Genomic DNA, 14,539 nt, shown 5'->3' with positions numbered 1-14,539 from the left:
AGAGGGATAAAACGAGAGAAATTAACGTTACTTAGAAGCGCTCGTGGGCGCCTAGGTAGCGCCACTGCCCCGCAGGCAGCTGCCCCAGTTGGACATGCCCAATGCGGATGCGCTTGAGGCCAACGACCTGAAGGCCGACTTGCTCGCACATGCGGCGAATTTGGCGCTTCTTGCCTTCGGTCAGTACAAAGCGAAGCTGCTCTGGGTTTTGCCATTCCACTTGTGCACGTTTGAGAGGTTTGCCATCCAAGCTCAAGCCGTGGCGTAAACGTTCGAGCTGAGTCTTTGGAAAGACCGATTGGACGTTGTTGGTCACGCGGTCGTGGTCACCAATGGCGCTGAGTTGGTTGGCTCTGCCGCCATAGGTGGCAGATGCAGCGGTGGCCGCGGCGATGTTTTCTTGGCCTGTATAGGTCACGCGCACCAAATATTCTTTTTCCATCTCCGAATCTTCGCCAATTAACTGGCGTGCGACTCGGCCGTCTTGCGTCAAGACCAACAAGCCTGTGGAGTCGATGTCGAGTCGGCCCGAAGGGGCGAGGCTTCGCAACTGTGTAGGCGTGAAGCGTCGCTTGGAAGAGTCGCCCGCCCAATGTGTTCGTGGGTTGATCAGCATGATCGCGGGCTCATGCCCGTCTTCGGCTTGGCCGCTCACATAGCCCATGGGCTTGTGCAGCAGGATAGTGACTTGTGTGTCTTGGTGGCCCTTGGCACGTGGATCAACCTCTACACGGTCATTGGAGCCAACTTTCACGCCCATTTCGGCAGGGCGACCATTCACCAACACCCAACCTTGATCTATCCAAGCATCGGCCTCGCGGCGTGAGCACAGGCCAAGTTCGGCCATGCGTTTGTTGAGGCGGATGAGTTCTGAAGGGGTGTCTGACATAAGGGGCAAATTCTACGTGCCGCTGGCACGCAGGGCGGCAAGGTGAAGCACGCGCATGCCGCCGTACTCAATGCGAATCGCGCCTTGCTCTTCGAGGCGGTTCAATGCCACATTTACGCGCTGACGTGACAAGCCAACCAGATAAGCCAGCTCTTGCTGCGTGATGCGTAACACCTCGCCCACGCCTGGGTAAAGCGTGGGGTTGAAGAGTGTGGCCAAGTTGCGTGCAACGCGCACATCGGGGTCGGTAGATCGGTCAATCTCACGTGCTTCGATGAATTGCGCCAAGCGCTCATTAAGCTGATTCATCACAAAGCGGTTGAAGCCGATCGAGTTGTCGAGCAACCAATGAAACGTGTCCACAGGAATGCCCGCCACCACGCTGTGCCGCAACGCCATGATGTTGTAGCGGTAGGTTTCGCGCTTGATGGCTGTGCCTTCGCCAAACCAACCGCCGGGCGGCACGCCCGTGAAGGTGATGGTGCGACCACTGGCGCTGTCGGTACTCATCTTCAACAAGCCTTCCACCACGCCAAACCAAAAGGTGGCTTGGCGACCCATGCGGCACACATAGTCGCCAGGCATCGGGTCGCTCACCACCACTTGTGATTCGATGCGTTTGCGCTCACTCGGCGTGAGCAATGCAAGCCATGGGATGGCTGCCAATTCTGCGGGCGTTGCGCTTCGGCGGCGTTGGTAAACACTGGGGGCTTGTGCCATAAATACTGATCAAGTCAAAAGTTTTATTGGGGTAATCACTGCTAGGTGACTACCCTAGATTGTCGTCGAAACGACAACTTGACGTCAAATCAGAACCTACGATCGCATCCAACATCAGAAACGCGTCACCTATGCGTCATGATTTTTTGTCGACACATCAAGCAAGGATTAGGAATGCAGACCACGTTCCCACGACTGTTACTCAAGCATGCCAGCGAGCGCCCCGCAGCGCCTGCCATGCGCGAGAAGGAATACGGCATTTGGCAAACCACCACTTGGGCCGACATGGCCAAGATGGTGGAACACATGGCGTGCGGTTTGCACCAAGCAGGCCTCACACGCGGTGAGCACTTGGTGGTGATTGGTTCCAACCGCCCCCGCCTGTACGCCACCATGTTGGCCGCGCAATCATTGGGCGCGATTCCAATTCCTTTGTACCAAGATGCCGCAGCACCCGAGTGCGTGTTCCCACTCAACAATGCCGAAGTGCGTTTTGCGGTGGTAGAGGATCAAGAGCAAGTGGACAAATTGCTCGAAATTCGTGAGCAATGCCCACAAATCGCACACATCTTCTTTGACGATCCTCGTGGTCTGCGTAAGTACGACGAGCCAGGCTTGGCCTCACTCGAAGAGTTGCTCGCTGCGGGCGCCGTATTTGCCAAGCAGCACCCAGATTTCTACTTGGATGAAGTTGAAAAAGCGCACACCGACGATGTGGGTGCGATGTTCTTCACCTCTGGCACCACAGGCAATCCCAAAGGTGTGGTGCACACGCACAACTCCTTGATCAACCGTGCTGAAGCTGGCGCTTTGTTTGACAAGCTCAGTTCGCATGAAGATGTGTTGGCTTATTTGCCACCCGCTTGGATTGGTCAAAACATCTTCAGCTATGCACAGTGGTTGTATTGCGGTTATGTGGTGAACTGCCCCGAGTCGGCCGCAACCGTCACCATCGACTTGAAAGAAGTCGGCCCCACTTACTACTTCGCGCCACCCCGCGTGTTTGAAGGCCTGCTGACCAGCGTGATGATTCGTATGGAAGATGCTGGCGCTCTCAAGCGCGGCATGTTCCATTACTTCATGGATGTGGCTCGCAAATACGGCCCAACCAAGATGGATGGCAAATCCATTGGCTTGGTAGGTGGCTTGCTCTACGCCTTAGGTAACTTCTTTGTGTATGGCCCACTGCGCAACAACCTCGGCATGAGCCGCGTGCGTGTGGCGTACACCGCTGGTGAAGCGATTGGCCCAGATTTGTTCAGCTTCTACCGCGCCATTGGCGTGAACTTGAAGCAGCTTTATGGCTCCACAGAAACCGCTGTGTTCGTCTGCTTGCAGCCCGACCACGAAGCACGCGCAGACACCGTGGGTGTGCCTTGCGCTGGCGTGGAAATCAAAGTCGCTGACAACGGCGAAATCTTGGTCAAGTCGCCAGGCTTGCTCAAAGGCTATTACAAGAACGACGCTGCCACAGCTGAAGTGTTGACCGCCGATGGCTGGTATCACACCAGCGACGCAGGCTTCTTGGATGCGCATGGCCATTTAAAAATCATTGACCGCGTCAAAGACGTGGGCCGCATCAAAGGCGGCACTAACGACGGCGCTATGTTTGCGCCTAAGTATGTGGAGAACAAGCTCAAGTTCTTCCCGCATATCAAAGAAGTGGTGGCCTACGGCGACCAACGCGAAAAAGTGTGCGTGATGATCAACATCGACATGGAAGCTGTGGGTAACTGGGCTGAGCGTCGCAACTTGCCTTACGCAGGCTATACCGATTTGGCGCAAAAGCCTGAGGTGTACCAGCTGATCAAAGAGTGCGTTGAGAAAGTCAACGCAGATTTGGCTGCTGACGAACTCTTGGCCGGTAGCCAAGTGAGCCGCTTCCTCGTGTTGCACAAAGAACTCGATGCAGACGACGGCGAACTCACCCGTACCAACAAAGTGCGTCGCGGCTTCATCGCTGAAAAATACGACGCCTTGGTCACTGCGCTCTACAACGGCGCAACCGAGCAATTCATTGAAACCCAAGTGAAGTTTGAAGACGGCCGTACAGGCAGCGTCAGCGCAACATTGAAACTGTCTGACGCGAAAACCTTCACACCTGTGGGGAAAGCAGCATGAGCAAGAAAATCGGCGACGTCATCCTCGACGTTAAAAACATCAGTTTGCGTTTCGGTGGCGTCAAGGCGCTGACCGATATTTCGTTTAACGTCAAAGAGCACGAAGTGCGCGCCATCATTGGCCCCAACGGCGCGGGCAAAAGCTCGATGCTCAACTGTATTAACGGGGTGTACACGCCGCAAGAAGGCTCCATCACCTTCCGTGGTCAAACCTTTGACCACATGGACAGCCACCAAGTGGCCACCATGGGCATTGCACGCACCTTCCAAAACTTGGCCTTGTTCAAAGGCATGAGCGTGCTCGACAACATCATGACCGGTCGCAACTTGCGCATGAAGAGCAATATCTTCATGCAAGCCTTGCGCATTGGCCCCGCCGAGCAAGAAGAAATTCGCCATCGTGAAAAGGTCGAACGCATCATCGACTTCTTGGAAATTCAAGCTTTTCGCAAAACACCTGTGGGTCAATTGCCTTATGGCTTGCAAAAGCGTGTCGACTTAGGCCGTGCGTTGGCGCTTGAGCCACAAGTGTTGTTGCTCGACGAGCCCATGGCCGGTATGAACGTTGAAGAAAAGCAAGACATGTGTCGTTTCATCTTGGATGTGAACGACGAGTTCGGCACCACCATCGTGTTGATCGAGCACGACATGGGTGTGGTGATGGATATTTCTGATCGCGTGGTCGTGCTCGACTACGGCAAAAAGATCGGCGACGGCACCCCCGATGAGGTGCGCAACAACGAGGAAGTGATCAGCGCTTACCTCGGCACTTCACACTAAGGACAAGAACATGGCATTTTTTCTTGAAACCCTGTTTGGCGGCCTCATGGCCGGCATGCTGTACTCGTTGGTGGCCCTCGGCTTCGTGCTGATTTACAAAGCCTCTGGCGTGTTTAACTTCGCACAAGGTGCAATGGTGTTGTTTGCTGCGCTGGCCATGGCCCGCTTTGGCGAATGGATTCCAGCACTCACAGGCATCGACAACTTCTTCCTCGTCAACTTGCTCGCTTTTGCAGGCGCAGCTGCTGTGATGTTCATCGTGGCTTGGGTGATTGAGTTCTTGGTGTTGCGCCACTTGGTCAACCAAGAAGGCACCACGCTTTTGATGGCAACTCTGGGCATCACATACTTCCTCGACGGTTTGGGTCAATCCATCTTTGGCAGCGACATCTACAAGATTGATGTGGGCATGCCCAAAGAACCATTGATGTTGCTCGAGTCCACCTTTGACGGCGGCATCATGATCAACCAAGAAGACTTGGTGGCAGCTTTCATTGCTGCTGCGCTGGTTGCATTGCTCAGTGTGTTCTTCCAAAAGACCACCACAGGTCGCGCGTTGCGTGCTGTGGCGGATGACCATCAAGCTGCTCAATCCATCGGTATTCCACTCAACCGCATTTGGGTCATCGTGTGGTGCGTGGCCGGTGTGGTGGCTTTGGTGGCCGGCATGATTTGGGGCTCTAAGTTGGGCGTGCAGTTCTCCCTCTCCACTGTTGCGCTTCGCGCTTTGCCTGTGGTGATTTTGGGTGGTTTGACATCCGTGCCTGGCGCCATCATCGGCGGCTTGATCATCGGTGTAGGCGAGAAATTGTCTGAAGTGTTCCTCGGCCCATACGTGGGCGGCGGCATTGAAATTTGGTTTGCTTATGTATTGGCCTTGGGCTTCTTGTTGATTCGTCCACAAGGTCTCTTCGGCGAGAAGATCATCGACCGCGTGTAAGGAAAAGAAACATGTTTTACAGAGAAAACGGTCAATTCAAAACGACATACAAGGAAGACCTGCAAATCTTCCCGATCACGCAAGACCGCATTGGCGTATTGCTGCTCATTGCATTTGCATTCATTGGTGTGCCGATGCTCGCTGACGAATACATGTTGCGTGCGATTTTGATTCCCTTCCTCATCTTGTCACTCGCCGCTTTGGGTGTAAACATCTTGGTGGGCTATTGCGGCCAAATCTCTTTGGGTTCTGGCGCGTTCATGGCGGTGGGTGCCTATGCTGCCTACAACTTCTTTGTGCGCGTTGAAGGCCTGCCTTTGATCGTGTGCCTGCTGATGGGCGGCTTCTTCGCCACATTGGTGGGTATGTTCTTTGGTATTCCTAGCTTGCGAGTGAAGGGGCTTTACTTGGCTGTGGCCACCTTGGCTGCGCAGTTCTTCTGTGACTGGGCTTTCTTGCGTATCAAGTGGTTCACCAATGATTCTGCTTCTGGCACAGCTTCGGTGGCTGATTTGCAAGTGTTTGGTTTCCCCGTCAACACGCCATTCGAGAAGTACATCTTCTGCTTGAGCTTCCTTGTGGTGTTCGGTTTGTTGGCCAAGAATTTGGTTCGCAGTGCCATCGGTCGCGAGTGGATGGCCATCCGCGACATGGATGTGGCTGCTGCTGTGATCGGCATTCGCCCCATGTACGCCAAGCTCAGCGCGTTTGCTGTGAGCTCGTTCATCGTGGGCGTGGCTGGCGCTTTGTGGGCCTTCGTTTACCTCGGCTCTTGGGAGCCTGCAGCGTTCTCCGTCGATCGTTCATTCCAGTTGTTGTTCATGGTCATTTTGGGTGGTATGGGCTCCATCATGGGCAGCTTCTTTGGCGCGGGCTTCATCGTGATTCTGCCCGTCATCATCAACCACGCATTGCCTTGGTTGGGTGACTTGGTGGGCATCCCTGTTAGCACCGCCGCGCTCACTCACGCTGAGCAAATGATCTTCGGTGCTTTGATTGTTTGGTTCTTGATCGTTGAGCCTCACGGTTTGGCCAAGTTGTGGAGCGTGGGTAAGCAAAAGCTGCGTCTGTGGCCTTTCCCTCACTGATTTGTAATTCGTTTTTCTGGTGTTCGTATAAATTTTCTAAGGAGACTTCAAATGAAAATCCGTTCCCTCATGATGGCTGTCGCCGTCGCAGCGACTGGCTTGGCCAGCGCCTTGGTCAGCACCACTGCCCAAGCGCAAGCCAAAGAGCAGTTCTTCCCTGTATTGCCATACCGAACTGGTGCCTATGCACCTAACGGTGTGCCATGGGCTAACGCTTATGTGGACTACCTCAAGCTCATCAATGCACGCGATGGTGGTATCAATGGCGTGAAGATCACTTTTGAAGAGTGCGACACCGCCTACGCCACAGACCGCGGCGTGGAGTGCTACGAGCGCCTGAAAGGCAAATCACAAGGTGCTGTGTTCCAGCCCTTGTCGACTGGTATCACGTTTGCTTTGACAGAAAAAGCCCCTAACGACAAAAACCCATTGATCACTGGCGGCTATGGTCGTTCAGAGTCCAGCGATGGTCAGGTGTTCAAGTGGAACTTCCCATTGCAAGGCACTTATTGGTCTGGCGCTGACATCATCATGCAGCACATCACCAAAAAAGAAGGTGGCAACATCAAGGGCAAGAAGATCGCTTTGGTCTATCACGACAGCCCATTCGGCAAAGAACCCATTCCGCTCTTGCAAGAGCGCGCCAAGATTCAAGGTTTTGACCTGCAACTCTTGCCCGTGACGGCACCTGGCGTGGAACAAAAAGCCACTTGGTTGCAAGTGCGTCAAGCCCGTCCTGACTACGTCTTGTTGTGGGGCTGGGGCGTGATGAACTCTGCCGCTTTGAAAGAAGCTGTGGCCACAGGTTACCCACGCGAAAAAATGTACGGCGTGTGGTGGTCAGCCGCTGAGCCAGACGTCAAAGACGTCGGCGAAGCTGCCAAAGGCTACAACGGCTTGGTCGCTACAGGCGAAGGCGGCAAAGTGATTGCCGACATCAAGGCCCTCATTCATGGCAAGAAGCAAGGTACCGGCCCAATCGAAGAAGTGGGCGGCACGCTCTACAACCGTGGCTTGGTCAGCGCTGCATTGGCTGTGGAAGGTGTGCGTCAAGCGCAATCTCGCTACGGCAAGGGCAAGGTCATGAACGGTGAACAAATCCGTTGGGGTTTGGAAAACTTGGCCCTGGATCAAAAAGCACTCGACAAGCTGGGCTTGGGCACGGTGATGCGCCCACTGAGCACATCTTGCTTGGACCACGAAGGCTCACGTTCAGCACGCATGCACACATGGGACGGCAAGAAGTGGGTGTTCAGCTCTGATTGGATCGAAGCTGATGACACCATCATCAAACCCCTCGTGAAGCAATTTGCTGACAAGTACGCTGCTGAGAAAAAACTCACACGTCGCTCAGCTGCAGATTGCGGCGCATAACAGCGACGCATGAGGTGACGCACATCAGCCCAGAGGGCTGATGATTTGGCGGCTCTCACGAGCCGCCAAACCTCAGAGGCAAACAACCGTTTGCTTTGAGGTTTGGTCCAGTCCAACAACGTTTTTATAGCAAGGTAAGTTATGAGCGCCAACAACATCGTTCTCAACGTCAATGGCATTGAAGTCATTTACAACCACGTCATCCTGGTGCTTAAGGGCGTTTCGCTCAGCGTACCCGAGGGCAGCATTGTGTCTTTGTTGGGCGGCAACGGCGCTGGCAAAACCACCACCTTGCGCGCTATTTCCAACTTGCTCCAAGGCGAGCGTGGTGCCGTGACCAAGGGCAGCATTGAGTTCCGTGGCGAGCGCATTGAAAACCTCACGCCGGCAGACCTCGTCAAGCGCGGCGTGGTGCAAGTCATGGAAGGCCGTCACTGTTTCGCCCACTTGACCATCGAAGAAAACTTGCTCACCGGCAGCTACACACGCACCAGCAAAGGCGAGATTGAAGCCAACTTGGAGAAGGTCTACAACTACTTCCCACGTTTGAAAACCCGTCGCACATCGCAAGCGGCTTACACCTCAGGTGGCGAGCAGCAAATGTGTGCGATTGGTCGCGCCATCATGGCCAACCCCAACATGGTGTTGTTGGATGAGCCTTCGATGGGCTTGGCCCCACAGATCGTGGAAGAGGTGTTCAACATCGTCAAAGATTTGAACGAAAAAGAAAAAGTCACTTTCCTTATCGCCGAGCAAAACACCAACATGGCTTTGAAGTACGCCGACTACGGCTACATCATGGAGTCAGGCCGTATCGTGATGGACGGTGCAGCTTCTGACCTCGCCAACAACGAAGACGTGAAAGAGTTCTATCTCGGCATGGGTGGTGGTGAACGCAAGAGCTTCAAAGACGCCAAGAGCTACAAGCGCCGCAAGCGTTGGTTGGCTTAAGAGGAGCGCTTCATGTCCAATCACTACGACGCGCTCGAAACGCGCAACCCCGTCGAGCGCGAAGCTGCGCTCATGGCTGCGCTGCCTGCGCAGATTGCGCACGCACAAAAAAATTCCCCCGCATTTGCCAAGTCATTGGCAGGTGTGAACGCTGCCAGCGTGACCACTCGCGAAGCGTTGGCCAAGCTGCCCGTGATTCGCAAGTACGAGTTGTTGGCGCAGCAGCAAGAGCAACGCGCCACCAACGTGTTTGGCGGCTTTGCATCCATTGGTTTTGGCAAAGCCATGCCACGCGTGTTTGCCAGCCCCGGCACGATTTACGAGCCTGAAGGTGCTCGATCCGATTACTGGCGCATGGCCCGTGCCATTTACGCTGCGGGCTTTCGCCCCAATGAGTTGATTCACAACTGCTTTAGCTACCACTTCACGCCTGCGGGTTCGATGATGGAAACTGGCGCGCACGCCATTGGTTGCACCGTGTTTGCAGGTGGTACAGGTCAGACCGAGCAGCAAGTGGGAGCGATGGCTGAGCTAAAGCCTGCGGGCTACATCGGCACACCGAGCTTCTTGAAAATCATTGTTGAAAAAGCGGCCGAGATGGGCGTGAAGTTGCCCAGCGTTACCAAGGCCTTGGTGTCGGGTGAGGCTTTTCCTCCCAGCTTGCGCGATTGGTTGGCAGAGCGCGGTGTGGCTGGCTACCAGTGCTACGCTACCGCCGACCTCGGTTTGATTGCCTATGAGACCGAAGCCCGTGAAGGCTTGGTGTTGGACGAAGGCGTGATTGTTGAAATCGTTCGCCCCGGCACGGGCGACCCTGTGCCTGAAGGCGAAGTGGGCGAGCTGGTGGTGACATCACTTAACCCCGACTACCCCCTCATTCGTTTTGGCACGGGCGACTTGTCTGCCGTTCTGCCCAGCCATTGCCCCACAGGGCGAACCAACGTGCGCATCAAGGGTTGGATGGGCCGTGCAGATCAAACCACCAAAGTGCGCGGCATGTTCGTGCACCCAGGTCAAGTGGCTGAAGTGGTCAAGCGTTTCCCCGGAATTAGGCGTGCGCGCTTGGTGGTGACGGGTGAGATGGCCAACGACCAAATGAGCCTCAAAGTCGAAGCTCAAGATGTGGATGGCTTGGTGCAAAAAATTGGTGATGCTGTGCGCGACATCACCAAGCTGCGCGCCGATGTGACCTTGGTTGCAGAGGGTAGTTTGCCCAATGACGGCAAGGTCATTGAGGACGCACGTACCTACCAATAAACGGCTTGGGGCATTTCGATTGACGTGCGTCAAGGAAAGCCCTTACGTGATAACCGAAATGACAGAAATGTCAATAGTGCTTTAGTATGGGGACTTATTTAGAGGAGTCCCCAATGAAACAACTATTCACATTGAGCTTGCTTGCAGTTGCCGCCTTGACAAACGCTAACGCTGCAGATTTCCCAGTCAAAGACAAACCCGTCACCATCGTGGTGCCGTTTACAGCTGGCGGTCCAACGGACCGTGTGGCACGTGATTTGGCTGAAGCTCTGCGCAAACCATTAGGTGCCAATGTGGTCGTTGAAAACGTGGCAGGCGCAGGTGGCACGATTGGCGCCAACAAGGTGGCCAAAGCACCGCAAGACGGACACACTGTGTTGTTGCATCACATTGGCATGGCCACATCGCCAGCGCTTTACCGCAAGATGCCTTACAACACGATGGACGACTTTGAATACTTGGGAATGGTCAACGATGTGCCCATGACATTGATCGGTCGCCCCACATTGCCAGCGACGAACTTCAAAGAGTTGCAAGGTTGGATCAACCAAAGCAAAGGCACGGTGAACTTAGGTAACGCTGGCTTGGGCGCTGCATCCCACCTGTGCGGCTTGTTGTTCCAAAGCGCGTTGAAGACCGACATGACGACCGTGCCCTACAAAGGTACAGCGCCGGCTATGAACGATTTGATGGGCGGCCAGATCGACTTGCTGTGTGATCAAACCACCAACACCACCAGCCAGATTGAAGGCAAGACCGTCAAAGCATTTGCGGTCACCACGCTCAAGCGTTTGAACACGCCCGCTTTGAAGAACTTGCCTACCTTGGATGAGTCAGGTCTCAAAGGTTTTGAAGTCACCATTTGGCACGGTTTGTATGCCCCCAAAGGGACACCCGCTGATGTGACCGCCAAGATCAACAAAGCCTTGAAGGCCGCATTGAAAGACCCAGAGTTCATTAAGAAGCAACAAGGCTTGGGTGCTGTGGTCGTGACCGACAAACGCATCGAACCCGCCGATCACAAAAAGTTCGTGGCATCTGAAATTGCCAAGTGGGGACCCATCATTCAGGAAGCTGGCGTTTACGCTGACTAAAAAAAGCCACCTTCGGGTGGCTTTTTTCATGGGGTAAATACGGACGCATTTCGATGCCGAAGTGACAGTTGCAAACGTGCGTGAATGGCACCATGGACATGTCAAACATCAAGGACCCACCATGCCCCTCCAACGCCGTCGATTCACGCAAGCCTCTTTGCTCAGCATTTTGTTGTTACTAGTCGTTACAGCACAAGCGCAGCAGGCTTGGCCCAGTAAACCCGTGCGAATCGTGGTCCCATTTGCCCCAGGTGGAACGACAGACATCTTGGCGCGCGCCATTGCGCCAGAGTTGACGCGGGCATTTGGGCAAACCTTTTTTGTCGAAAACAAAGCGGGAGCAGGCGGTAATTTAGGCGCCGACATCGTGGCCAAATCTCCCAGCGATGGTTACACGCTGCTCATGGGAACAGTGGGTACGCACGGCATCAACCGTGCTTTGTACAACAAGTTGCCGTTTGACCCGATCAAAGACTTTGCGCCGATCACTGTGGTGGCGGGCGTACCCAATGTGATGGTGATGAATGCCGAGATTGCCAAGAGCCGCAACATCAATTCAGTGGCTGACTTCATTGCGTATGCCAAAGCGAATCCGGGTAAGCTCAACATGGCATCGAGCGGCAATGGCACCTCCATCCATTTGGCGGGTGAGCTGTTTAAAAGTATGAGTGGCACCTACATGGTCCACTTCCCTTACAAAGGCTCTGGTCCTGCCATTCTCGACATGTTGGGTGGCTCGATGGACGTGATGTTTGACAACTTGCCTGCAGCGATGCCGCACATCAAGTCTGGCAAATTCAAAGCGTTGGCCGTCACCAGCGCTCAACGTTCTGAGGCCATGCCTGAGTTGCCAACGATCGAAGAAGCCGGTGGCCCCACATTGAAGGGCTATGAGGCCAGTTCATGGTTTGGTTTGTTAGCGCCTGCAGGCACACCACCTGAGGTGGTGCGTCGCATTCAGCAAGAAACAGCCAAAGCCATAAGTACACCCTCCGTGAAAGAAAAGTTGTTGGCACAAGGTGCGATTCCAGGCGGCAACACGCCTGAAGAATTTGCCAAGTTTATTGATGCCGAACACAAGAAGTGGGCGCAGGTGGTGAAGGTGTCGGGCGCCAAGGTCGACTGAAGCGCTGGTTTAGCCCATCAGGTGTTCAAAGGGCAGCGCTTGCTTGACCAAGATCACGGTGCAAGGTGCATCCATCGCCACCTTGATGGGGACGGTCGCGACAAAGCGTTGCATTTGTAGTCCGTGGGTGGCTGCGCCCATCACGATCATGCTCACGTTGTTGCCTTCGGCGTAACGCACGATGGCGTTGGCCACATCGCTGGCTTCAAGCACGTGGTACGAAGTTTGGTGATCATCCAAATCCAGTGGTTGCGCCCACTGCTGAAGCATGGTTCGGTACTGGCGGTGCAATGTGGTTTCGCTCTTGTCGTGCTCAGACGTGCTGCTGAGGTTGGGCGAGATCACCGTCACCACGGCCAAGCGTGCACCAGGGCGGATGCCCAGCGAACGTGCCACCGCTTGGCGCAGCGAATACAGCGTGGCATCACTCACATCATGGTTGGGCACAGCCACCATCAGAATCGGCACTTCATCAATTTGTTGCGATGGCAGAGGGCTAGGCTGGTAGTGCATACCAGCCGCTTTGAGCCAGCGTTTGAAGTGCGTGAAAAACGGCGTACCTTGCAGCTGCTTACCGCGTTTGGTGACCTTCACTTGCTCGGGGTGCTCAAGGTCAAACGCCAAGTGTGCGGCCGAGGGGTAACGCTTGGCCGCTTCGGGTTCCAAGCAGCGCAACACCACTTCTTGCAACCACTCGGGCAAGTCATCGCGCAAGCGGCGTGGCGGGGAGGGGTCCATCCACAAACGCTGGCGCATACCGCCTTGTGTTTGTGGGTTACCAAAGGGCAGTTCGCCCGTGGCGAGTTCGTACAACAACACGCCAATGGCAAAAATGTCGCTGCGCGGGTCACCGCGCACGCCCACCACTTGTTCGGGTGCAATCCATGCGGGTGAGCCAACGGCTTTGCGTAGCTCTTCGGCCAACAAGTCTGGGTAGTGCGCGTGGCACGACAAACCAAAATCCAACAACACAGCATGGCCGTTGGGGTGTAGCAGCACGTTGGCGGGCTTGATGTCAAGGTGGCAGGTGTTTTGCTGGTGCAAGCTGTGCGCGGCGCGGGCAATGGCTGCACCCAGCCGCGCGATGTCTGTCACTTCTGCAAGGGTGCGGTCATGTGTGTGTGCATCAAGCACTTGTTGCAAGGTCTGACCTTTGACATGCTCCATTACCAAGTAGGGCAGAGTCACCAAGTCGCCCGCCGCTACAAAGCGCGGCACATGTGTGCCGTTCAACACTTGCAAAATTTGGTGCTCGACCTCGAAGCCCACAATGTTTTCAGCGCCGTCACCTGCGGTCATGCGCGGTACTTTCATCACCATGTCAAACGGCGCGGGGCGCTCGTCGGCGTATGTGACTTCGTAGATGTGCGCCATGCCCCCGGCATGCAAGCAAGCGCCGATGCGGAACCCGTCCAGCTCGGTGCCTGCTTCTAGGCGTTTCATTTGCCGGTCTCCAAGCGCTGGGCAAAGAATTCAGGAAAGCCCTCTTCGCGCACGGCACTTGCAGCAGCGCGATGGTCATACGCCACGCGATGAAAGGTGAGCTTGGCTGCAGTGCTATCAAACACCGCATACATGGCGCGCGGGTTGCCATCGCGTGGTTGCCCAACCGATCCGATGGTGGCAATCCACTGGCGGTGTTTGGGGGTGGGAATGGGCACGCCCGAAGTGGGCTTGAAGGGCATCAACTGGCGGCCTGTACCTCGGTAGTACAACGACTGGTGGTGCACATGACCACCGAACACGTAGCGCACATCGGGGTGGCTGCATGCGGCGTCGAGGCTAAGGCCAGCAATGCGTTCGTCTTCTACATAGCGCCAACGCTCGGGTGCATCGGCACTGGCGTGCACGAAAAACATTTGGTCTACACGCTCGGTCAATGGCAAGGTTTCTAGCCAGAAACGTTGCGCTGGTGAAAGTTTGTCGTGTGTCCACTGCGCAGTTTGGCTGCCCAACGACGGGTTGGGTGTGTTGACGTTGTGTGTTTGCACCAGCTCTTCGTGGTTGCCACGAATCACCACAGCGCCTTCATCTTGCAGCGCTTGGCAACGTGCCACTACTTCAGAAGGAAATGCGCCATAGCTCACCATGTCACCCAAGATGGCAAAGCGCTCAACGCCTTGCGTTTGCGCATGTGCCAAGCAAGCGTCAAGCGCATGCAAATTGCTGTGGATGTCAGAGAGCAGGGCGTATTTCATGT

13 protein-coding genes are annotated in these 14,539 nt (G+C 55.1%); 9 read left to right on the top strand and 4 right to left on the bottom strand.

Annotation, left to right across the window (positions count from 1 at the left end; genetic code table 11):
* Positions 1 to 31: 31 nt before the first annotated feature.
* Together B9Z35_RS09380 and B9Z35_RS09375 are read right to left on the bottom strand one after the other, a co-directional pair.
* Entirely contained in the window at positions 32 to 889 is an 858-nt protein-coding gene (locus tag B9Z35_RS09380) for a pseudouridine synthase (RefSeq protein ID WP_199219799.1), read from the bottom strand.
* A gap of 12 nt (positions 890 to 901) precedes the next feature.
* Positions 902 to 1,609 carry a Crp/Fnr family transcriptional regulator gene (locus tag B9Z35_RS09375; protein ID WP_108283415.1) on the bottom strand — a complete coding sequence of 236 codons (708 nt, stop codon included), beginning with the start codon at positions 1,607 to 1,609 and terminating at the stop codon, positions 902 to 904.
* A gap of 174 nt (positions 1,610 to 1,783) precedes the next feature.
* Here B9Z35_RS09375 and B9Z35_RS09370 point away from each other — a divergent pair, with 174 nt between their 5' ends.
* From B9Z35_RS09370 to B9Z35_RS09330, 9 genes are all read left to right on the top strand, one after another.
* Positions 1,784 to 3,730, top strand: coding sequence for a long-chain fatty acid--CoA ligase (locus B9Z35_RS09370; protein WP_108283414.1), 1,947 nt, complete (start codon positions 1,784 to 1,786; stop codon positions 3,728 to 3,730).
* Positions 3,727 to 4,509, top strand: coding sequence for an ABC transporter ATP-binding protein (locus tag B9Z35_RS09365; protein ID WP_108283413.1), 783 nt, complete (start codon positions 3,727 to 3,729; stop codon positions 4,507 to 4,509). Before B9Z35_RS09370 ends, B9Z35_RS09365 begins: the two co-directional genes overlap by 4 nt.
* A 10-nt stretch (positions 4,510 to 4,519) precedes the next feature.
* Entirely contained in the window at positions 4,520 to 5,449 is a 930-nt protein-coding gene (locus B9Z35_RS09360) for a branched-chain amino acid ABC transporter permease (RefSeq protein ID WP_108283412.1), read from the top strand.
* Between the two features lie 11 nt (positions 5,450 to 5,460).
* Complete coding sequence (locus B9Z35_RS09355) at positions 5,461 to 6,537, top strand: branched-chain amino acid ABC transporter permease (protein WP_108283411.1); 1,077 nt, start codon at positions 5,461 to 5,463, stop codon at positions 6,535 to 6,537.
* Between the two features lie 51 nt (positions 6,538 to 6,588).
* Positions 6,589 to 7,911, top strand: a complete 1,323-nt coding sequence (locus B9Z35_RS09350; protein ID WP_108283410.1) for an ABC transporter substrate-binding protein — start codon at positions 6,589 to 6,591, stop codon at positions 7,909 to 7,911.
* 141 nt (positions 7,912 to 8,052) lie between these two features.
* Positions 8,053 to 8,862, top strand: coding sequence for an ABC transporter ATP-binding protein (locus tag B9Z35_RS09345; protein WP_108283409.1), 810 nt, complete (start codon positions 8,053 to 8,055; stop codon positions 8,860 to 8,862).
* Positions 8,863 to 8,874: 12 nt separating this feature from the next.
* Complete coding sequence (locus B9Z35_RS09340) at positions 8,875 to 10,119, top strand: phenylacetate--CoA ligase family protein (RefSeq protein ID WP_108283408.1); 1,245 nt, start codon at positions 8,875 to 8,877, stop codon at positions 10,117 to 10,119.
* 113 nt (positions 10,120 to 10,232) lie between these two features.
* Complete coding sequence (locus tag B9Z35_RS09335; RefSeq protein ID WP_108283407.1) at positions 10,233 to 11,213, top strand: tripartite tricarboxylate transporter substrate-binding protein; 981 nt, start codon at positions 10,233 to 10,235, stop codon at positions 11,211 to 11,213.
* Between the two features lie 121 nt (positions 11,214 to 11,334).
* Positions 11,335 to 12,339, top strand: a complete 1,005-nt coding sequence (locus tag B9Z35_RS09330) for a tripartite tricarboxylate transporter substrate binding protein (protein WP_108283535.1) — start codon at positions 11,335 to 11,337, stop codon at positions 12,337 to 12,339.
* Between the two features lie 9 nt (positions 12,340 to 12,348).
* Here the strand turns inward: B9Z35_RS09330 and B9Z35_RS09325 are convergent, their stop codons facing one another.
* Together B9Z35_RS09325 and B9Z35_RS09320 are read right to left on the bottom strand one after the other, a co-directional pair.
* Complete coding sequence (locus B9Z35_RS09325) at positions 12,349 to 13,782, bottom strand: bifunctional serine/threonine-protein kinase/universal stress protein (RefSeq protein ID WP_108283406.1); 1,434 nt, start codon at positions 13,780 to 13,782, stop codon at positions 12,349 to 12,351.
* A complete protein-coding gene (locus B9Z35_RS09320; RefSeq protein ID WP_108283405.1) occupies positions 13,779 to 14,537 on the bottom strand; it encodes a metallophosphoesterase in 759 nt (252 codons plus the stop codon). The genes B9Z35_RS09325 and B9Z35_RS09320 overlap by 4 nt, the downstream gene beginning before the upstream one ends.
* Positions 14,538 to 14,539 lie beyond the last annotated feature (2 nt).

The sequence above is a fragment of the Limnohabitans sp. Jir61 genome, assembly GCF_003063545.1.
GTDB lineage: Bacteria > Pseudomonadota > Gammaproteobacteria > Burkholderiales > Burkholderiaceae_C > Limnohabitans.
This window is presented reverse-complemented; position numbering and strand designations above follow the sequence as displayed.